This is a genomic window from Methylacidiphilum caldifontis, from assembly GCF_017310505.1.
Classification (GTDB): Bacteria; Verrucomicrobiota; Verrucomicrobiia; order Methylacidiphilales; family Methylacidiphilaceae; genus Methylacidiphilum; species Methylacidiphilum caldifontis.
Window position 1 is genome coordinate 1,226,740 of the sequence record NZ_CP065957.1, and the last position, 19,407, is coordinate 1,246,146.

A 19,407-nucleotide genomic window follows, 5' to 3' on the forward strand; every position below is an offset into this window, starting at 1 on the left:
TTTGTATTACTCAATGACGAACCCAATTTATTCTCAAGCTTAAACCATCTTTTTTTTCCTTAATCATAAAAAAGATTACTAACTAAAAACCATGGAAAATATAATTTAATCTTCTTTTTCCTAGTATGCCCGATCAGCTTTTTCCCAGATAAAGATTAATCATAAACATAAAAAGAAAATTATAATAATTTCTTTTTGATTTTTTTCTTAAAATTAGCTAAAGACACAAAGATGGTTATTAATGTTAATCTACTATAAATAAATTTAATAATAGTAATTGAAAGAGGAGGATAAATCAAGTGAAGAAGAATAAATGGACTTTCAAGGCACTTGGGCTTAGCGTTTTATTCTTTGCCTTGGGATTGGGCTTTCATCACCTGAAAGCCGAGGAGGTAGAATCAACGGGTATAGCTGAAGGGGATGAAATAGCGGTAAGTAAAGATAGCGATGCGAAGTATCAGGAAAGTAAAAAGGCGATGGAAAAAGCTGGGGGAGAAGCCAAACGTGTTGTTGGAGCTTGGTACATTGCTGGAGGCGCGGGCACCGGTTTTGTAGGAGCTAACGATGGTTTTGTTAATCCTGGTGGGCCTATTACTGTCAATACTAATTTTAGCACAGTTTTAGGAGTCCTTGGAGGTTACCACTGGTTAGATACCGAAACCCATCTGGCCTGGACAGTGGAAGCTGAAGCAGCCTATATTGGCACAGGGCATTATCTAAGCCTTCCGAGCATGAATACCGCCCTTAATATTGGCGCTTTCATGGTCAACGGCACAGTTGGTTATCACATCGGTAATTTTGAACCCTATGTCGGATTCGGAGTTGGGGCAGTTGTTGTGAATGCTGAAGTGGCAAGTGCTAACATTGGGACAAATTGGGCTTTTGCTTTTCAGCCCATAGCGGGTGTCCGCTATTTCATAACTGCACATTGGCTTGCTGCTGCCCAGTTCGAGTGGATCTGGACGGATACGCTTTCTGGATATAATATTGGGGCCACCCAAGTTACTATTGGCCATGCCATGATACCCCTTGGGCTTTTGGCCATTGGTTATGCTTTCTAGTACAAGGAGTATAGAAGGAAAATTAATTTAAGTTTAAGGGCATCCTTTAGCGGCTTTTTTTTCCCACAAAGCTTGAAAGTAAGGGATGCCCATTTTTTTAAACCTTTGTTCAAATAGGCTTTCAGGATAATTCTTTTTTGGCGTTATAAGTTCAAAATCAGCTGACAAGTTAAACAGTTTTGTTACAGCTAAAAAATAATCTTGGTTATCTGTAACAAGCCGGCATAAACCTTTTGGTTTAAGTACCCTGGATATCGACTCGATACTTTGGAAATTTAATGTTCTTCTGTTATGATGTCTTCTTTTAGGCCAGGGATCAGGAAAAAGAATATGAATTTCATCTACAGCAGAGCTTTTACAATAATCTTTTAAAAAGAGCTCCCAATAAAAATGAAGCACCTTTAGATTTTTTAAATTTAAGTTTTTGGCTTTTCTTACTATTTTCCTCACCCGACTTATTTTTTTTTCTATGGCTAAAACATAGCCACCTGAGTTTTGCAGGGCATAGGCTAGGGCAAAAGACCCTTCCCCTGCTCCTAAATCAAGAATAAATGGAACAGTTTGTCCGAATATAGAGTTTGAGTCGATCTCATTTCCCCCCTGTGGAAGGCTTGCCAACAAAGGGTCTTGGGTTTCTACTTCAAGGGTTTTGCTCTCTGGATAGAAACAGAACTGATCAACCATCTCCTCTGATCCCTTTACTTATATATGATACAACTGATGGGCAAATTGTACATCCTAGCTCAATAGGTTAATCTTCCCTCAAAAGGAAAGGAAAAGAGAAATCAAATATGCTTGCAATCGTTTTCGTCTTTGGAATGATAGCCCCCATCAATTCTTTTAACATTTACAAGATGTTTTTTGGTGTAAGCTTCAAAAAGATCGTCTGCACTCATGTCTAAGAGTTGGGCCGTGGAAACTAGAAAGTGCAACAGATCGACAACTTCCACCCTTGCATTCTGCAGGTCTGGTTTCTGATACTTTGCCCACCATTTCCATGGGATACAATCGACCAATTCAGCTAACTCTTGGCTAATCGCACGGGTATAGTTTAAAAGCCACTGCATTTTCGATTCTTGATCCATGCTTTTAGGGTCCACCCCAATTTTCAAATTTAATTTTTCCTGCAGTTCAAATATCCGCTCAAGTTTATCCTGTGTAGGTGTCATTTCCTTTTTATTGTTACAAAGAGAAAATAGGGATCAATCAAAAAAAAATTTTCTTTCCTCAGCGGTAGGTAGCCTGCAACTTTCCCTTTTCCCAAACCATTGATAGCGATTTTTTGCTACTGTTCTGTATACTTTATCCAGAAATGGCCGAGGCAAACAGCCAAGTACCTTGGCCAGGAAACGAAAGCCAGCCAGGCACTTTAAAATCTCAATTACAGCCTTTGATTCAGTAAGAAACTCCCATCGTCCATCCTTATACCGACAAAGAACGATTGAATCCACCCTTTTCTGTTCATCACTCATATATTCCTTAAAATTCTCGAACAACTTGCCCTGCCTTGGAGCAAAGACAAAACAATGATCCTTATCTTTTCTTAGTACAAACGAAACAAAAGAATTGCATAAAGCACAGATCCCATCGAAAAAGATAATTTGTTTATCTTTTTTGTTGTCTGGGGTAGAAAAATTATGATTCACGATTGAAAAATAACTAACAAGGGGAAAAAACAAAATCTGCTGGTTTATTAAAACTATGAACTATGCCAAAGAAAAAGTAACAGAATAAAAATTTTATTTTTTATTTTTTAAGATTTATTCTAGCTCTTTTGATTCCATGACCTTATTCAGCGTCGTTCTTCCCGTTTATAACGAAGAGAAAGTTATTCAAGCCGTCAGCCAGTCTATCTGCCGTTTTGCTCAAGAACATCCTCAATACGAATTTGTGTTTGTCAATGACGGATCGACGGATAATACGGGTATGTTGCTTAAAACCTCATTAAATGAGTTCCGGACAAAGCAAGTCCAGCTTATTGATTATAAAACCAATAGAGGAAAAGGCTTCGCAATCAGGGAGGGTTTTAAGCATACCACAGGTGATCATTTCTGTTTTCTGGATGGGGATTTAGCTTATCCGCTCGATTATCTGCCTCAATTCGAAGAAAAATTGCAAAATTGTGACATCGCTATAGGCAGTAGGGTATCAGAGAAAAAAGGGAAAAGTTGGGATAGAAGCTTGAGAAGAAAAGTCCTTGGTTTCTGTTTCAATAAACTGGTCAGCTCTATCCTTGGACTTCCCTATTCTGATACCCAAGCTGGGCTTAAGGCTTTTCGAAGGGATGTTGCCGAAAGACTTTTCAAAATGCAAAAAATCGAGGGCTTTTCTTTTGACGTTGAACTCATTTTTTTAGCAAGGAAACTGGGATACAAAATTGTTGAAATTCCTGTTAAAGTATCACCAACCCATTCCTACAAACATTCTAAAATCAAACTTTTTGGTGATTCTTTGCGTATGTTAAAAGAACTGCTGCAAATCAAACATTTTGACAGCATCGGTGAATATGACCGGCAAAATCTACCTTAACTTTGATCTTGAAGAGTTCGATATTCCTTGCGAATACGGACAACCCCTAGATGAAGAAAAACAATTTGAGGTGTCTTCCGAAGGATTGAAATATCTTCTGGATTTGTTGCAAAAAAAAGGGCTCATAGCCACTTTTTTTATCACCGCCTCTTTTGCTTTAAAAAAACCCTCCCTTACTGAAACCCTTCTCAAGCTTGGGCATGAGATCGCTTCTCACGGATTGGACCACAGCCCCTCTGGAAAAGAAGAAGATCTTTTCCTTTCCAAGAAAATTCTTGAAGAGCTCTGCTCCACTCAGGTTTTAGGCTACCGTAGCCCTAGATTCAGACCCGTTGATTGTCCTTCTCTAGTTGCTTCCGGATACATCTATAACTCCTCGATTAACCCAACATGGCTTCCTGGAAGATATAATTACCTTCACTATCCTCGAAAAATTTTCTTCGAACAAGGCATTATCCAGATTCCAATCTCGACTACGCCAATCATTCGCTTCCCTCTCTGTTGGCTTACTTTTAAAAACATACCTCTACGAATCTTTAAAATTCTTTCATGGGTAACCCTGAAGGAAAAAGGCTATCTTAACGTTTTTTTTCATCCTTGGGAATTTGCAGAGATTAAAAGCTATGCAATGCCCAAAGCCGCAAAATCCATAGATGGGAAAACCCTATTAAAAAGATTAGAAGATTATATAAGCTGGCTACAATCCTTTGAAACTTCCTTTGCCCGGCTCAGCGATGTCGTGCACCCTGAAAATAGCCCTAAAATAAAATGAAAACCCAACCCCTCTTTTCAAAAGAACAATGGGCAGGCTATGCTTTGTGGGCCATTCTTTTTGTGGTCATCTGTCTTATGATCGCCCACAACCCAACGCAACGAACTGTCAGTTTAGCTTATATTCAAGCCGCTGAGCGATTCATCGAGAAAGCTCCCTTGTACGAAAAAGAGGGCATTCATGGTTTTCTCTATTTTCCCCATTTTGCACTTTTTTTTTGTCCTTTTGCTTTCTTGGCCCCACTGCCACGAGAAATTTTATGGAGACTCTTTTCTCTGGGTCTTTTTATTGGGGCTATTCAAAAAGTGAGCTCTTCTTTTTTCCCACTCCTCAAACCAAAGGCTTTCTTATATTTCTCCTTGCTTGTCATGGTTAGCGCCATGGCTTCTTTGAGGAACGGCCAAACTAATCTTGCCCTGGCTGCAGTACTACTCCTTGCTTTCGTTAGCTGTGGTGAAAAAAAATGGATTCAAGCAGCTTTTTTTTTCTTTATTAGTCTCATTCTTAAACCCATTGCCCTATATCCTTTTTTATATGCCGCCTTTTTTTTCCCCGCTTTCAGAAAAACAGCCTTGGCAACCATTCTCCTTTTTATTCTTTTCCCTTTCCTCTTTTCTTTAAACGACCTGCACTATGTCTATGAACAATATCTTTTGTTCTTTAAACGGATGCTTACCGTCTCTCAACCCACCGAAGCCAATTTCGCTGATATCCAGGGACTCCTTTTTGCATTCAGTGTGAAACTTTCCTCTTCCCTCTCGCTGTTAATCCGGCTCCTTGGAGCTATAGGAACAATTCTTCTTGGCATGGCTTTTGATAAAAAGAATCCTTCCTTGTTCTCTGTTCTACTCTATTCTTTTTCAACGGCTTATCTGCTCCTTTTCAATCCTCGAACCGAACTTAACTCTTATGTGTTTCTAGGCCTGTCCATGGCTTTTTTTTCTCTTTACTTTTTATCAACCGAAAAAAAACAAAAAGCGGCCTTTCTTTTCATCCTTTTGACTCCTCTTTTAGGAATAGAAGCTTTGGGAGGGACATTCGTTAGGCTAGGGCTATGGTTGAAACCTGCAATTTGCCTCTTTGTCCAAAGTCTTTTGGTCTTTCTCCTCATTAAAAAACGACTCTGCTGTCCTCTCCCATCAAACCCGGATAGGGAACCCCCTTTTCTTTAAATAGGATTTGAGCTGACCGATATGAATCTCCCCCCTATGAAATACTCCCGCTGCAAGAACTGCATCGGCATGGCCCTGTTCTAGTGCTAATGCAAAATCTTCCATCTTTCCTGCCCCTCCACTGGCCACCACGGGAACAGGGAGCATATCTGCAAGTACTCTTATAAGCTTTAGATCATAACCCTCTTTTGTCCCATCCGCATCAATACTGTTTATAACAATTTCTCCAGCTCCCAACTCCACTCCTTTCATCGCCCATGCCCTTACTTCCCAAGCCGACTCTTTTCTTCCTCCATGACTGAAGACTTTCCAAGAGTTCTCTGCAACTCTTTTAGCGTCAATAGATAAAACTATACACTGCGAACCAAACTTTCGAGCTCCCTCTTCAATCAGTGCGGGGTTTGCCAAGGCAGCTGTATTCAAGCTGACTTTATCTGCACCGGCCAGTAATACTTCCCTTATATCTTCTACGGTTTTTATTCCTCCTCCCGCTGTTAGGGGTATGAAACAGCTCCGGGCTACAGAGCGTAAGACATCAAGCAAAGCTCCCCTGCCCTCGTAGCTTGCCGTAATATCGTAAAAAACAAGTTCATCGGCTCCTTCTTCGTTATATTTCAGCGCCAGCAAAGTCGGATCCCCCACATCGGTTAATTCACCCAACTCAGCCTTACCAAACTGTTTTCCTCGAGTTACCCTTCCCGCATGGACGTCTAAACAGGGAATAATTCTTTTGGCCAGCATATAAAAGAAATGATGTAGTCTTTGTTATCGATGAAGCAAAATTATTTTGAATTTTTGGTATAAATTTGTCTTAAAGCCTCATAAAGGACAATCGATACGCAATTAGCTAAATTGAGACTACGAACTGCACCGTTAAGGATGGGGATTGAAAAAATGGATTGGGGATATAGGGATAGAATCCTTTTTGATAATCCCTTGGTTTCTCGACCAAAAACAAAAACATCATGTGGTGAAAAAGAAGCTGTAAAATAAGAAGGATAATTTCCTGTTTCAAAAAAAAACAATTTTTTATTGGGATTTTTCGTTACAAAATCATCCCACCCTTCCCAGAGAAATAGTTTGACTTCGCTCCAGTAATCCAATCCCGCTCTTTTCAAGGAGGAATCTTCCAGAGAAAAACCAAGTGGTTTTACAAGATGCAGCTCAGTAAAAGTCGCTGCACACATCCTGGCTATATTACCTGTATTTTGAGGGATTTGAGGAGCAACAAGAACGATCGCTAAACCAAATCCTTTATTTCCCATAGGAGAAATAAAGCTTTCCCCGCGCCTTTTATCAACTCCTTAGTCAGAAGGCGCGGGGAATAAAGAGCTTATTTTTCTCTCTTTTCGGCTTTAAATAACCATTCCTTTAAAACAAGAACGATCAATGCTAAAAAGAAAGCATAAACACCCATCCAAAGACTGATAGGAATATGTCCCGGTGTAGATAACCGAGCGACAAGATAACCAATCCAAAGCATTCCACAAAAGTTAAGCAGATTATGCTCTTCTTTCTGAACCGCTATCTTTGTCCTTGCTAAGATCAAACAAGCCAATGCGATGCCCAGGACATCAACCGATAGCAAAAGGAAATTTCTTTCTACTATCCTTTTTAGAATAAAAAAATGATCCATTCCCGCCCTAGCTAACCTTTCATAAAAATAGGCTAACAAAGCCGGAACAGAAATCCAACAATAGACAAGAGCAAAAAACCTTGTCATCGGAAATATGCCCAACCCCCTTTGGGGCTTCGTATGCTTCACTGTATCAAAAGTTGCTGGATAGTTCATAACACCTCCATTCATTGATATTAATAATAGTTCATATTTTTACATTATCTTATTAATGTGTCAAATAAAATATATTAAGTTATGCTTATATTATAAATAAAGTATGAGTTGCGTATATGTGCTAATGTAACAATAAAATTAATTAATAGTTTAGTTTTTACTTTCCTCTTTAGATAACTAGAGCAGCAGGATGAGACAAACCCTCCTTTTTTCAGCTTTCCTTGTCTTGTGGGTAATCAACAGACAAAAGATATAGGCCCCACGGGGGGGCTGAGGCAGGGGCTAGTGTCCTTTTTTGACTCTCAAAAATGAATTTTAACTGTTCCAAACTTAATCTCCCTAATCCCACTTTGACTAATGCCCCCACTATATTGCGAACCATACGGTAAAGAAAACCATCGGCTTTAATTGTAAAAAGTAAAAGGCTTTGCTGTTGGGCAAAAGAACACTGGAAAACAGTTCTAATAGGGTTTTTAATAGGCATTCCAGGACTTGTAACAAAAGCCAAGAAATTGTGCTTACCCACAAACAGCTGAGCTGCTTCATTCATCGCCTTTATATCCAACGGCCTTGGTATATGCCATGCCCTCCAGATATAAAAGGGATCCATAACCGGGTTATTCCAGATCATGTATTGGTAGGTTTTAGCCATTGCATCAAACCGAGCACTAAACTCTTGAGAAACTATATGGACATCCCAAATGCGAATGGTTTCAACCAAATGATAATTCAGGGCCCGTTTGAGCACTTCGGCTTCTAATCTTTTTTGGGCAACAAAAGAAGCGACTTGTCCTAGTGCATGAACCCCCGCATCAGTACGTCCTGCGCCTTCAACAGGGATCTTTTCTTTCCAAATCTTGGCAACCGCCTCTTCAAGATAAAGTTGGACTGTAGGCAGTTTCCCCTGTTTTTGCCAACCATGGAAACCGCTACCATAATAAGAAAGAATAAGCTTATAGCCAACAAGAGCTAAGTTCAATGAGGCCGACCCAAAAGGTACGAAAATCCAATCAATCCTCCCAACTCATTTACTCCGATATTTCTACTGGCCATATCCGCATTAGACATGTGGTGAAAGAGAATCTCGAAATTAAACGACCAATGGGTATCCAGCATATATCTACAGCCACCCCCAAGTTGAGGGGTAAATTCTATGGCTTGCCCAATCATCGACTGGGTTTTGACCGTGTAGGCATCCGTAAAAACAAAACCTAACCCGCCTTCAACAAAAGGAATAAATCGACTATTCGGTTGGACAAAATTATACCGAATAGAAATCTGAGGCCCCACAACGGTACTTCCAAAACCTTTTATAATTGCACTAGCATAAAGACCTACAAGAACTTCGAGATTCCCGCGAAAAATGCCTCCTTTGTCTGGAGTCGTGAGCATCCAACCCCAATAGGTAAGGGTCGGGATCTCATCGAAAGGATATCTCCCATTACCCGATGCGGTGGAAAAAAGCCCTCCTGTCATAAACATGATTTCGTTGGCCCCTTCTTTAAAAAGGGCAACTTCAGGTATTTCTTCGGTTTTTAAGGGTACTCCAGATACATTTTGATCTTCACTCTGTGAGTATGTTGTTTCCCCACCAGGGCTAGCTTTGACTAAGGCGGGTAACAACAATCCTATACCCAAGATAACACAAAATACAAAACGCATTTTTTTTCTCTTATCAAAATGTTAAACAGTACTTCCAGCTTTTTTCCCCTTTAGGGGAAGTACATCTAAATAAGACTGAAGTATAACCGCAGCAGCATAACTATCGATCCTTTTTTTCTTTTCTATGCCTCTAAAACCGCCCTGAGTAAGTAGCCTGTCCGCAAACTTTGTACTTAGCCTCTCATCCTGAAATTCAACCGGGATATGAATCCACTGTCTTAGCTTAAGAACAAACTGCCTTACTTTTTCAGCGGCTAGCCCGTATGAACCATCCATATTTCTTGGCAAACCCACAATAAGAAGACTCACCTCATTTTTAATGATGATCTCTTTGAGTTTCCCGATAAATTTTGTTATTGGTTCTGCAGGCAAGGATTCAAGAGGAATAGCAATCGACAAAGTTTCGTCATTTATCGCTAATCCAATATATTTGCTTCCGTAATCTATAGACAAGATCGCCATTACTCTATTTTTTGTTTAATCGCTAGATTCCTTTTTGCTTTTAATGAACACTTTTTGCAAGAGAAAAAGCAAAGTCTTTGAATCTTTCTATGGAGCTTTTCCCCTCTGCAATCTTTGAAATTTCGTCAACCAAAGCACTCCCCACCACAACACCGTCGGCATAAGAAGCAACAATTTTAGCCTGTTCCGCAGAAGACACTCCAAAACCCACGCAAAGGGGAACTTTCTTTAAAGCTTCCAACGACTTGACCAGCTCATAGGCTTCCACCGATAAATCCTTTTGTATCCCTGTTATGCCGTAACGGGAAACGCAGTAAAGAAAACCTCGACTTTTGGCTGCTATAACCTTTCTTCTATCCAAAGAAGTGGAAGGAGTAACAAGAAGAATCCGATCCAACTTTTCTTCCAAGAAATCAAGCCCTTCGAGAGTCTCTTCAGGAGGCAGATCCACAATGAGCATTCCGGCAGCTCCACTATCAGCGGCTTTGGCAGCAAACCGCTCAAGTCCGTAACGAAAAATCGGGTTAAGATAAGAAAAAAGAACAACCGGAATGTCTGTTCTTTTTCGAATCCTTTGAAGTAAGCTAAAAACTTTGTCGATGTTCATTCCTTCTTTCAAAGCTCGCATAGCCGATTTCTGGATTATAGGCCCATCAGCCAAAGGGTCAGAAAAAGGAATACCCAGTTCCAATATATCGGCACCACTTTCATCGAGTGCTTCTACAAGATCAAGAGATAGCTCAAAGAAAGGATCTCCAGCCATTAGAAAAGGAACAAAAGCTTTTTGCCCTTTTTGGCTTAACTCGGCAAAAGTGCTTGAAATCTTTCCATTCATCGTCATAAAAGAAATTAGCTGGAGTCGAGCCGAAAAAAAAGAGCTTTATTCATAAAAAGCCAATTTGAATCCTTTTCCCTTTAACTACAAATTTCTTGTAAAAACAGGCCAGATGCATTGTTTTCTCTTTTTTTCACTCGACTTTTATTCTCAAATAAATGAAAGAAAAACTTTTTTCAAAAAGAACCAAAACTATTAAGGTTTTTGTTTCCTTATGGAATCAATCCAATCAGTCGCCAACCCGCTTATTGTCGAGTAAGGACAACTGGGTTATCTAGAGAAACGGCTTATAAAAAGAATATAAAACAAAGTTTAAAAAAAATATTAGTCATGCCTTGCCTCCTCGGTAAAGTTACCTAGAATAATCAAAACATGCATCAAAAGAAAATTTTTGATCAAAAAAACTTGCCCCCTTTATGGATTCCAGGGATGGAAAGATCTAGCTGTGGGGTGGGCTTTGTAGCTGACGTGCAAGGTAACAGCAACTACTCGATCTTAGACACTGCCTTGCGCTGTGTCTGTGCCCTGTCCCATCGGGGGGCTATCGATGCAGACATGAAAACGGGCGATGGAGCGGGAATCATGACAAGGATTCCTTACGATATTTTTAGGCCCGAAATCGAAAAAACTGGGCACCATCTCTTTAAAAATGAGGATTTAGCTATTGGTTTTTGCTTTTTGCCTGCGGAAGACTTGTACGTTCAAGCTCACTGTAAAAAAATCATTGAAGAAACGGTTCAAGAGCAGGGCATCTTTATCCTGGGTTGGCGGACTGTTCCTGTCCACAAGGATGCCCTTGGAGATAAAGCTCAAAGAACATGTCCCCAAATAGAGCAACTTCTCATGGCAAAGCCTCTTGACCGATCTTTAGACAATTTTGCCTTCGAACAGCTCCTTTTTCTATGCCGAAAAAAAATTGAAAATAAAATTGCTCAACAGGGCATAAAAGATTTTTACATTCCTTCTTTCTCTTGCCGAACCATTGTTTATAAAGGACTTTTTGTATCCCCACAACTTCAAAAATTCTACTCTGATCTCCATGATCCCCTTTTTAAAACGCCTTTTGTCATCTATCACCAAAGGTATAGCACAAACACTTTCCCTTCATGGTTTCTTTCCCAGCCTTTTAGGCTCTTGGCTCATAACGGAGAAATCAATACCATCCAGGGTAATCGGAGCTGGACAAGAGCAAAAGAGAAGGCTCTTGAAATATCCGAACCCTGGGGAAGGGAGGTAGAGAATCTTCTTCCGATCATAGCTCCAGCATCCAGTGACTCGGCCAGTTTAGACAATGTCCTTGAGTTTCTCAATCTTTCTGGCAGAGATATTTTGGAAGCCATCCATATGCTTGTCCCTGCAGCATGGCAAGCTGAAAAGCATATATCAGAAGAACTCAAAAGTTTTTACCTCTATAACGAACTTTTTTCCGAGCCGTGGGATGGCCCAGCAGCACTTGTATTTAGCGATGGAAGAATTGTTGGAGCTTGTCTTGATCGTAATGGATTACGGCCCGCCCGCTATAGGATTACCACCGATGGATTATTCATTCTTGGATCGGAGGCAGGAATAGGAAAAGTAGAGGATAAAACCATTATAGAAAAAGGAAGGCTTGGTCCAGGAGAAGTCATTGCTGTAGATATCGAAGCTAAAAAAATCCTCAGAGACAAAGAAATTAAATCCTTGATCTGTTCAAAGTATCCCTACAGTTCCTTTCTCAAACAGTGTCACAGGAAAATAAATAAGAAATTATCTTTTTCTACCCCTTTTCTTAAAGATCCAGAAGGGCTGAATAAAAATCTTCTATGCTTTGGATACGATGAAGAAGAGATCCAATATGTACTTAAACCCATGGCCCAGAAAGCTGAAGAGGCCATCGGATCCATGGGAGATGACGCCCCATTAGCTATTCTTTCAGACAAACCAAAGTTACTCTACTGGTACTTTAGACAACTGTTTGCTCAAGTTACAAACCCTCCAATAGATCCCATCCGCGAAAAACTGGTAATGTCCCTGGAGATCTGGTGTGGACGCTTTCCCCAATGGCTTCTTGCAAAACCGATCGACTACGAAGTCCTTCGGCTCAGTTCCCCTTTTCTATTCGATTCTGATCTAGAGGATCTGAGATCGAGGCCTGAGCCTTCCCTGCAATCAAGAACCATAAAATGCCTTTTCCCTGTGGAAGGAGCTGAAGAAGGCTTTCTTGCTCGGCTTTGGGAAATCAAAAAAGAGGCTGAGGAAGCGGCAGATGAAGGAGTCTCCATCCTCATTTTATCGGATAAGGGAGTCGATGAAAAACTTGCTGCCCTGCCCATGCTTCTTGTCGTAGGTGCTGTCCATCACCATCTGATCAGAACAGGGAAAAGGACAAAACTCTCTTTGATCTGTGAAACGGCTGAATGTCGAGATGTACATCATTTCGCCTGTCTTATTGGATACGGGGCTACAGCCGTCAATCCTTACCTCTGTTTGGATCTCTTTTTACATCTTCACCAAAACGGAGCTTTCGGGAACTTGACCAAAGAAGAGATAGCCCAAAATTACAAACTGGCCGTAGAAAAAGGACTACTTAAAATTTTATCGAAAATGGGAATCTCTACGATATCCAGCTACCACGGGAGCCAACTTTTTGAAGCTCTTGGGATTGGAGAAGAGGTTATTAATGATTGCTTTGAAAATACCCCTTCACGGATCGGCGGGCTAAACTACCGGCAGATCGCAAAAGAAGCCCTTCAAAGACATGAACTTGGATTTGGCAGCGCTGATCATAAACTCATGGACATGGGCTACTACCGTTACAAAAGAGAGGGAGAAAGACATGCCTTGAGTCCCCAGGCCATCAACTCCCTTCATATTTTTGTGGGCTTAAAGGGAAAAAATAAAGCTGGACAAGTTGAAGATTACCAGAGGTTTTCAGAGGCGATAAACAAGAATGCTCCCATTTCCATTAGGGACTGTTTAACCTTTCGCCCACAAACTCCTATCCCTATCGAAGAGGTAGAACAGGTCGAAGAAATCAGAAAACGGTTTACCACCGCAGCCATGTCTTATGGAGCTTTATCCCCTGAAGCTCACGAGACTCTATCCATTGCTATGAACAGGATAGGGGGCAAATCCAATACGGGAGAAGGTGGCGAAGACCCCGAAAGGTACAGTCCTTTGCTCAACGGAGATTCCAAAAATAGCCTGATTAAGCAGGTGGCTTCAGGCCGATTTGGGGTCACCGCAGAGTATCTTTCTAATGCTGCTGAGATCGAAATTAAAATGGCACAAGGTTCTAAACCCGGAGAAGGAGGACAAATTCCTGGTTTTAAAGTCGACTCAGTCATCGCCCGGCTGCGGAGAAGTACGCCTGGTTTCCCTCTCATCTCCCCGCCTCCTCATCACGATATTTACAGTATCGAAGATCTTTCCCAGTTAATTTACGATTTGAAACAAGCAAATCCTCGGGCAAAGATCTGCGTAAAACTCGTTTCAGAGGCAGGTGTAGGAACGATCGCTGCGGGTGTAGCCAAAGCCCATGCTGATATCATTCTTATCAGTGGAAATGAAGGCGGTACGGGAGCTTCTCCCATCTCTTCGATTAAATATGCGGGAACACCCTGGGAGTTAGGAGTAGCCGAAACCCAGCAGGTTCTTATGCTTAACGGGCTGAGAAGCCGGGTAACGTTAAGAACTGACGGAGGATTGCGTACAGGCAGAGATATAGTAATTGCAGCGATCCTGGGTGCTGAGGAATACAATTTTGGAACAATGGCCCTTATAGCCATGGGTTGTGTTTATGTCCGTCATTGCCATCTCAATACCTGTCCAACAGGAATTGCTACTCAAGATGCAAAGCTAAGAACAAAATTTAAGGGAACTCCGGAAGCCGTTATCGCCTATCTTAATGCGGTTGCACAAGAAGTTAGGGAAATATTGGCAAGCCTTGGTGTCCGGTCAATAAACGAGATTATTGGAAGGACTGATCTTCTTGAACAAAAAACTTTCCCCCATCATCCCAAGGCCCAACTCTTAGACCTCCGCTCCTTATTCTGGAAGCCCGAGGGGATGGAAACCGAGCCCCGTTATCACACTTGGGAAAGAAATGACTTCCAGGGTGACCGACCACTTGACGATCTCATCCTTCAACAAGCAAAATCAGCAATTCGAACCCGAAGACCTATCTCTATCCATTACAAAGTTAAAAATATCAATAGGAGCATCGGAACACAGCTTTCTGGAACTATAGCCTATCTTTATGGGGACAGCGGACTTCCCGATGGGACTATCCAACTTAACCTTTCGGGTTGTGCGGGGCAAAGTCTTGGAGCTTTTTTGGTCAACGGTGTAAATATCTGCCTGGAAGGAGAAGCTAATGATTATGTGGGCAAAGGGATGTGTGGTGGAGAAATTGTTCTCAAAGCTCCTGCAGAGGTCTTGTTTAAACCTGAAGAAAACGTGATTTGTGGTAATACAGTCCTTTACGGGGCCACAGGAGGAAGATTTTATGGTTGTGGCAAAGCGGGAGAAAGATTTGCTGTCAGAAATAGTGGGGCAACCGCTGTGATTGAAGGCATTGGGGATCATGGATGTGAATATATGACAAGAGGCAAAGTGATCGTCCTAGGGAAAACGGGGAAAAATTTTGCCGCTGGGATGTCAGGGGGAATCGCTTATGTGTATGATGAAGAAGGGAGTTTCCCGGATAATTGTAACTTGCAGATGGTCAGGCTAGAAAGATTGTCAACCAATGACGAGGATAAAGAACTACAACAGATTCTCTATGATCATTTAGAAAAAACGGGTAGCACCACCGCAAAAAAAATTCTTGAGAATTGGAAAACGGCAAGAACTTTGTTTTGGAAAGTTGTTCCCTTGGAACCTCCTCAATCTAAACCCAAAGCAAAAGAACTTGCTTCTAAAGAAATGTTTCAAGAAATTAAAGTTTAAGGTTTATTGCATTTAATACCTTTTTCTGACACCTTTGACGAAGAAACAAAAATTCGATAGCCTTCTTAATCAATTGGATAAATTGTCAGTTTTGTCATGTAGATTAACCGATCTTCCTTATGATTTTGAGCAATATTTAGGCAGACAAAGGACTTCGGGCCAGTAATGTAGGACGTAATATGTGAATAAATATGAATAATATATGTTGATTATTTTCTCATATTTTGACATACTGTAGGCATGTATTTGCAAGAGGTGCGTACCTACCAAAATGGCAAGATCTATCGGTCTTATCTCGTCCGGGAGTCCTACCGAGTAGGCAAACAGGTCAAGACAAGGATTCTAGCTAATCTAACGCGGATGCCTGAAGAAGTCAGGGATGCAGTCAGGGCTATCTTACAGGGGAAGAAGCTTGTGCCCATAGAGGAGTGGGAAGCCCCGGATGCTTTAGATTACGGAGGTTTGGCAGTCCTCGAGCAAGCCTGGCAACGATTCGGTTTGGATCAAGCGCTTGCCGGAGTCAAATCGGAACGGAAACGGAAACTTTTGAAGGCGATGATCTACGGGCGGATTCTTTTTCCCTCATCCAAGCTTGCCCTGCGGGAGGAAGCCCGGGGGACACTCCTGGCTAAGGCTTGTGGGTTGGAGGAGGATGACCTGGAGGAGGGAGATCTCTACCAAGCGATGGATGGACTCGGGTGGCTTTGGAGCGGGATCGAGAGGAAGCTCTACGAGGAATCTCAACCGGCTGGAGCAAGCCTGGTGCTTTATGATCTATCCAGTGTATATTTTGAAGGGGATGGTCCAGCTGGCTTGGCCCAATATGGCTACAGCAGGGATCATCGGCAGGATAGGCTGCAGGTTCTTCTTGCCGTCGCTACGGATAGTCGGGGCATTCCAATTCATGTGGAGGTGCTTCGAGGGAACCGGGCGGATAGTACGACCCTGACGGGGCTTTTGGTTACCCTGCGAGGAAGGTTTGGGATCCAGGAAGCGACCTTTGTCTTCGACGGGGGGATGAAGAGCCGGTGGAACCTGGAGATATTGACGGGTCTGGAACTCCAGTATGTGACACGAGCAACTCAAGCAAAGCTGCAGGAGATTATCGGAAGCCTTCCCGAAGACCGCCAGCTTTGGCTTACTGATCGGACTCGGGTTCTGGAGATTGAATACCAAGGAGTTCGCTATGTTATCGCCGGAGGGGAGTGGCGAGCGCAACGGGATAGGGAGCGACGGGAAAGACGGATCGAGAAAGGAGAAGAGCTGCTGCGCCAAATAGCACGATCGATGCGGAAGGGAGTGGATCCGGTCAATCTTGGCAGCCAAGTCGGCCGGGCGCTCCAGAAAATCCAGGCGCATAAATACTTTCAGTATGGAGTCGATACCAAAGGCCGGTTCTGGTGGAAGCTCGATAGGGATCGGGTCAAGGAAGAAGAGGCAATCGACGGTTGGTATCTTTTGGAGACTAACCTTCCCTCGACAAAAGCTTCGGATCAGCAAGTCCTCACGCACTACAAGAGGCTTGCAGAGGTTGAGTCAGCCTTTTCTGAGCTCAAAAGTTACTTGGAAATACGTCCGGTCTATCACTGGAGGCCGGACCAGATCCGTAACCACATAAGGCTCTGCTTCTTGGCCTTCTGGATCAGTGCCCAGCTCGGAACCGAATGGTTAGCGAAGGGTTTTACCGAAGAAGTTCCCAAAGTGCTCCGTCGCTTGCAATCAATCCGCTTGGTCCAACTCTCTAGCAAGGGAAAGCCTGTGATTAGTTTCTTATCCCGGATCCCTACGGAACTCAACGCATTGCTTCATAAACTCAATCTGCTACCGCTGTTTTCTCATCCGCCCAAGTGGATTATGTAGGCAGAATAAAAATGTTATCTCGTTCTGCTGCAATATTTTATATCTCAATGTTTCGGAAGTTCAGTTAAAGAGCCTTAGTCCTACCCCATCCGACTTCAGAAACATCTTAAGCAATTAAAAAACAACTAAGGCTTTTGGATATTGATATGTTTACCATCCATTTAGACCAGTAAGATGAGACAGCAAAAAACTATCTTATTTTCTCCTCCAGCTTTGCTTAGAAATTACAGTAACTGTTAAAAGCACAATTTCCAAACATAAAGGATCATCAACCAATCCCTTGATACACTCTATAGCCAGTGCTTAGACAGAAAAATCAGGGGTTTTGTGATGGGGTTGGCTCGGCTGATTTTGATGCATCCTTTTTTTCTTCTTGAGAAGGAGGTGGCAAAAGCTCTTTAGGAGGTGGTCTATAGCCTTTGGGAGGAATGATTAATTCTTGGCCAGGTTTCAATCGGTCATCTTTTAACTCATTGATAGCCATCAAGGCTTCAACGGTTACCTTGTATTTTCTGGAAATTTTCCAAAGACTATCTCCCTTTTTTACAACATACTTAATTTCCGTCGGTTTTTTGCTTGAAGTATCAGCAGACTTGGCAGATGATGAACCACTTTCTAAGGCATAACTAGGAGAAAGAAAAAAGGAGAAGGATACAAACAAAATTATTATCAAAGCCATTATGGGCATGATTTCATCATAGCTAGAATAAGTTTTTTTTAAAGAAGAAAAAAATGTTTTTTGATTATTTTTAAAACTTCCCTCTGGCTTACCTATGGGTTTCAATCCCTTTCAGGGAGTTATATTAGTTTCTACCCTGGTCTTATAATATTGGCTAGCCTTCTATGAGCATCGTTTCAATCCCTTTCAGGGAGTTATATTAGTTTCTACAAAATAAAATGAAAAAATTAATTATCGACAAAAAGTTTCAATCCCTTTCAGGGAGTTATATTAGTTTCTACATCAAATTCAAGTCACGAATGGCGGGAGTGGCTATACGTTTCAATCCCTTTCAGGGAGTTATATTAGTTTCTACGCATCATCATGGGTAGAAATAAGTGAAAAAGGACTTGTTTCAATCCCTTTCAGGGAGTTATATTAGTTTCTACCAGTTCCCGGGGCTTTCGGTTATTTGTGGAGTATTGGGTTTCAATCCCTTTCAGGGAGTTATATTAGTTTCTACATGGGAGAAGCACTTATTATTTATTTAGCTTGAAGGGTTTCAATCCCTTTCAGGGAGTTATATTAGTTTCTACCAGGTATCAAGGGCCTGATTTCTCCCCGCCATTTCCGTTTCAATCCCTTTCAGGGAGTTATATTAGTTTCTACTGATGATGAGGATGATGAGGAAGATAGGGAAGACGAAGTTTCAATCCCTTTCAGGGAGTTATATTAGTTTCTACTCCAATAAGTTGCGTGGGCAAGTATTAAATCAGAGGTTTCAATCCCTTTCAGGGAGTTATATTAGTTTCTACCAGAATTGAAGGATCGACAAAAAAGGCGTAGCAAATGTTTCAATCCCTTTCAGGGAGTTATATTAGTTTCTACCATATCATTTTTTCTCTCTCGATCTTCCACTGTTTGTTTCAATCCCTTTCAGGGAGTTATATTAGTTTCTACAAGCCCATCGAATGAACAAATACAAGGAATTACAGGGTTTCAATCCCTTTCAGGGAGTTATATTAGTTTCTACACACTTAAATTTTCCCAATTTTCCGGCAAATTACTTGTTTCAATCCCTTTCAGGGAGTTATATTAGTTTCTACAGGAAGAATATCATGGAATCCGCCTCAAATCGGGGAGTTTCAATCCCTTTCAGTGAGTTATATTAGTTTCTACCCTGCTACTACTTATTATATAGTATGCAATGCGATGTTTCAATCCCTTTCAGGGAGTTATATTAGTTTCTACTTTCTTTAGGCTGATATACCATTCCGTGATCATGCTAGTTTCAATCCCTTTCAGGGAGTTATATTAGTTTCTACTGGCCTTAGCCAGATGAGCAATCTAGCCAATGTAGGCGTTTCAATCCCTTTCAGGGAGTTATATTAGTTTCTACGGGAAATTATTTAAATCCTTATTTCCAAGCTGGCAGTTTCAATCCCTTTCAGGGAGTTATATTAGTTTCTACTTTGGAATCAATGCTGTAGGGGATAACTTGCAGATTTGTTTCAATCCCTTTCAGGGAGTTATATTAGTTTCTACCTATACAAATCCAGTAAGAGTTGCCATGCAATCTATAGGTTTCAATCCCTTTCAGGGAGTTATATTAGTTTCTACTCGGCATAATTTATTCCCGCTTTCTTTTCCGTTTCGGTTTCAATCCCTTTCAGGG

General features: G+C 41.5%; 17 protein-coding genes and 1 CRISPR repeat array (1 of these 18 only partly in view). Of the genes, 6 read left to right on the plus strand and 11 right to left on the minus strand.

Annotation, left to right across the window (positions count from 1 at the left end; genetic code table 11):
* Positions 1–299: 299 nt before the first annotated feature.
* A complete protein-coding gene (locus IT6_RS05715; RefSeq protein WP_242524108.1) occupies positions 300–1,061 on the plus strand; it encodes an outer membrane beta-barrel protein in 762 nt (253 codons plus the stop codon).
* Positions 1,062–1,094: 33 nt separating this feature from the next.
* Here the strand turns inward: IT6_RS05715 and trmB are convergent, their stop codons facing one another.
* The 3 genes from trmB to IT6_RS05730 all read right to left on the minus strand — a co-directional run bounded on the left by trmB (position 1,095) and on the right by IT6_RS05730 (position 2,707).
* Positions 1,095–1,745, minus strand: coding sequence for a tRNA (guanine(46)-N(7))-methyltransferase TrmB (gene trmB / locus IT6_RS05720; protein ID WP_206825498.1), 651 nt, complete (start codon positions 1,743–1,745; stop codon positions 1,095–1,097).
* 101 nt (positions 1,746–1,846) lie between these two features.
* Positions 1,847–2,230: a dUTPase gene (locus tag IT6_RS05725; RefSeq protein WP_134439859.1), complete on the minus strand. Its 384-nt coding sequence runs from the start codon at positions 2,228–2,230 to the stop codon at positions 1,847–1,849.
* Between the two features lie 33 nt (positions 2,231–2,263).
* The gene (locus IT6_RS05730; protein ID WP_134439858.1) at positions 2,264–2,707 is read right to left on the minus strand and encodes a thiol-disulfide oxidoreductase DCC family protein; all 444 of its coding nucleotides are present in this window, start codon (positions 2,705–2,707) and stop codon (positions 2,264–2,266) included.
* 136 nt (positions 2,708–2,843) lie between these two features.
* Here IT6_RS05730 and IT6_RS05735 point away from each other — a divergent pair, with 136 nt between their 5' ends.
* From IT6_RS05735 to IT6_RS05745, 3 genes are read left to right on the plus strand one after another with little or no spacing between them, the layout of a single operon-like run.
* Positions 2,844–3,590 carry a dolichyl-phosphate beta-glucosyltransferase gene (locus IT6_RS05735; protein ID WP_134439857.1) on the plus strand — a complete coding sequence of 249 codons (747 nt, stop codon included), beginning with the start codon at positions 2,844–2,846 and terminating at the stop codon, positions 3,588–3,590.
* Complete coding sequence (locus IT6_RS05740; protein WP_134439856.1) at positions 3,568–4,362, plus strand: polysaccharide deacetylase family protein; 795 nt, start codon at positions 3,568–3,570, stop codon at positions 4,360–4,362. The genes IT6_RS05735 and IT6_RS05740 overlap by 23 nt, the downstream gene beginning before the upstream one ends.
* Positions 4,359–5,534, plus strand: coding sequence for a glycosyltransferase family 87 protein (locus IT6_RS05745; protein ID WP_206825499.1), 1,176 nt, complete (start codon positions 4,359–4,361; stop codon positions 5,532–5,534). Before IT6_RS05740 ends, IT6_RS05745 begins: the two co-directional genes overlap by 4 nt.
* Here the strand turns inward: IT6_RS05745 and hisF are convergent.
* The 7 genes from hisF to trpA form a co-directional block, all read right to left on the minus strand.
* Positions 5,502–6,275 (minus strand): imidazole glycerol phosphate synthase subunit HisF, encoded by a 774-nt coding sequence (gene hisF / locus IT6_RS05750; RefSeq protein WP_134439854.1) that lies wholly within the window; start codon positions 6,273–6,275, stop codon positions 5,502–5,504. The two genes, IT6_RS05745 and hisF, sit on opposite strands and share 33 nt — an antisense overlap.
* Positions 6,276–6,316: 41 nt before the next feature.
* Complete coding sequence (locus IT6_RS05755) at positions 6,317–6,799, minus strand: tRNA (cytidine(34)-2'-O)-methyltransferase (protein ID WP_206825500.1); 483 nt, start codon at positions 6,797–6,799, stop codon at positions 6,317–6,319.
* Between the two features lie 68 nt (positions 6,800–6,867).
* A complete protein-coding gene (locus tag IT6_RS05760; protein ID WP_242524109.1) occupies positions 6,868–7,341 on the minus strand; it encodes a hypothetical protein in 474 nt (157 codons plus the stop codon).
* A 196-nt stretch (positions 7,342–7,537) separates the two neighbouring features.
* Positions 7,538–8,305, minus strand: a complete 768-nt coding sequence (gene truA / locus IT6_RS05765; RefSeq protein WP_206825502.1) for a tRNA pseudouridine(38-40) synthase TruA — start codon at positions 8,303–8,305, stop codon at positions 7,538–7,540.
* Positions 8,302–8,988, minus strand: a complete 687-nt coding sequence (locus IT6_RS05770) for an acyloxyacyl hydrolase (RefSeq protein WP_206825504.1) — start codon at positions 8,986–8,988, stop codon at positions 8,302–8,304. The genes truA and IT6_RS05770 overlap by 4 nt, the downstream gene beginning before the upstream one ends.
* A 21-nt stretch (positions 8,989–9,009) precedes the next feature.
* Positions 9,010–9,450, minus strand: coding sequence for a Holliday junction resolvase RuvX (ruvX, locus tag IT6_RS05775; protein ID WP_206825512.1), 441 nt, complete (start codon positions 9,448–9,450; stop codon positions 9,010–9,012).
* A gap of 40 nt (positions 9,451–9,490) precedes the next feature.
* Entirely contained in the window at positions 9,491–10,285 is a 795-nt protein-coding gene (gene trpA, locus IT6_RS05780; protein WP_206825514.1) for a tryptophan synthase subunit alpha, read from the minus strand.
* A gap of 372 nt (positions 10,286–10,657) precedes the next feature.
* Here trpA and gltB point away from each other — a divergent pair, with 372 nt between their 5' ends.
* Together gltB and IT6_RS05790 are read left to right on the plus strand one after the other, a co-directional pair.
* Entirely contained in the window at positions 10,658–15,214 is a 4,557-nt protein-coding gene (gltB, locus tag IT6_RS05785; protein ID WP_206825516.1) for a glutamate synthase large subunit, read from the plus strand.
* Positions 15,215–15,454: 240 nt separating this feature from the next.
* On the plus strand, positions 15,455–17,074 hold the full coding sequence (locus tag IT6_RS05790; RefSeq protein WP_206825518.1) for an IS1634 family transposase: 1,620 nt from the start codon (positions 15,455–15,457) through the stop codon (positions 17,072–17,074).
* Positions 17,075–17,390: 316 nt separating this feature from the next.
* Here the strand turns inward: IT6_RS05790 and IT6_RS05795 are convergent, their stop codons facing one another.
* Positions 17,391–17,753, minus strand: coding sequence for a LysM peptidoglycan-binding domain-containing protein (locus tag IT6_RS05795; RefSeq protein WP_206825519.1), 363 nt, complete (start codon positions 17,751–17,753; stop codon positions 17,391–17,393).
* A gap of 98 nt (positions 17,754–17,851) precedes the next feature.
* Positions 17,852–19,407: direct repeats of the CRISPR family, unit length 37 nt; unit sequence GTTTCAATCCCTTTCAGGGAGTTATATTAGTTTCTAC (it continues 755 nt past the right edge of the window).

Bases quoted from the DNA above. Each gene is read 5' to 3' on its own strand.
- trmB (WP_206825498.1), bottom strand. From the start codon at position 1,745: ATGGTTGATCAGTTCTGTTTCTATCCAGAGAGCAAAACCCTTGAAGTA.
- IT6_RS05725 (WP_134439859.1), bottom strand. From the start codon at position 2,230: ATGACACCTACACAGGATAAACTTGAGCGGATATTTGAACTGCAGGAA.
- IT6_RS05735 (WP_134439857.1), top strand. From the start codon at position 2,844: ATGACCTTATTCAGCGTCGTTCTTCCCGTTTATAACGAAGAGAAAGTT.
- IT6_RS05740 (WP_134439856.1), top strand. From the start codon at position 3,568: ATGACCGGCAAAATCTACCTTAACTTTGATCTTGAAGAGTTCGATATT.
- IT6_RS05745 (WP_206825499.1), top strand. From the start codon at position 4,359: ATGAAAACCCAACCCCTCTTTTCAAAAGAACAATGGGCAGGCTATGCT.
- hisF (WP_134439854.1), bottom strand. From the start codon at position 6,275: ATGCTGGCCAAAAGAATTATTCCCTGTTTAGACGTCCATGCGGGAAGG.
- IT6_RS05755 (WP_206825500.1), bottom strand. From the start codon at position 6,799: ATGGGAAATAAAGGATTTGGTTTAGCGATCGTTCTTGTTGCTCCTCAA.
- IT6_RS05760 (WP_242524109.1), bottom strand. From the start codon at position 7,341: ATGAATGGAGGTGTTATGAACTATCCAGCAACTTTTGATACAGTGAAG.
- IT6_RS05770 (WP_206825504.1), bottom strand. From the start codon at position 8,988: ATGCGTTTTGTATTTTGTGTTATCTTGGGTATAGGATTGTTGTTACCC.
- ruvX (WP_206825512.1), bottom strand. From the start codon at position 9,450: ATGGCGATCTTGTCTATAGATTACGGAAGCAAATATATTGGATTAGCG.
- trpA (WP_206825514.1), bottom strand. From the start codon at position 10,285: ATGAATGGAAAGATTTCAAGCACTTTTGCCGAGTTAAGCCAAAAAGGG.
- gltB (WP_206825516.1), top strand. From the start codon at position 10,658: ATGCATCAAAAGAAAATTTTTGATCAAAAAAACTTGCCCCCTTTATGG.
- IT6_RS05790 (WP_206825518.1), top strand. From the start codon at position 15,455: ATGTATTTGCAAGAGGTGCGTACCTACCAAAATGGCAAGATCTATCGG.
- IT6_RS05795 (WP_206825519.1), bottom strand. From the start codon at position 17,753: ATGGCTTTGATAATAATTTTGTTTGTATCCTTCTCCTTTTTTCTTTCT.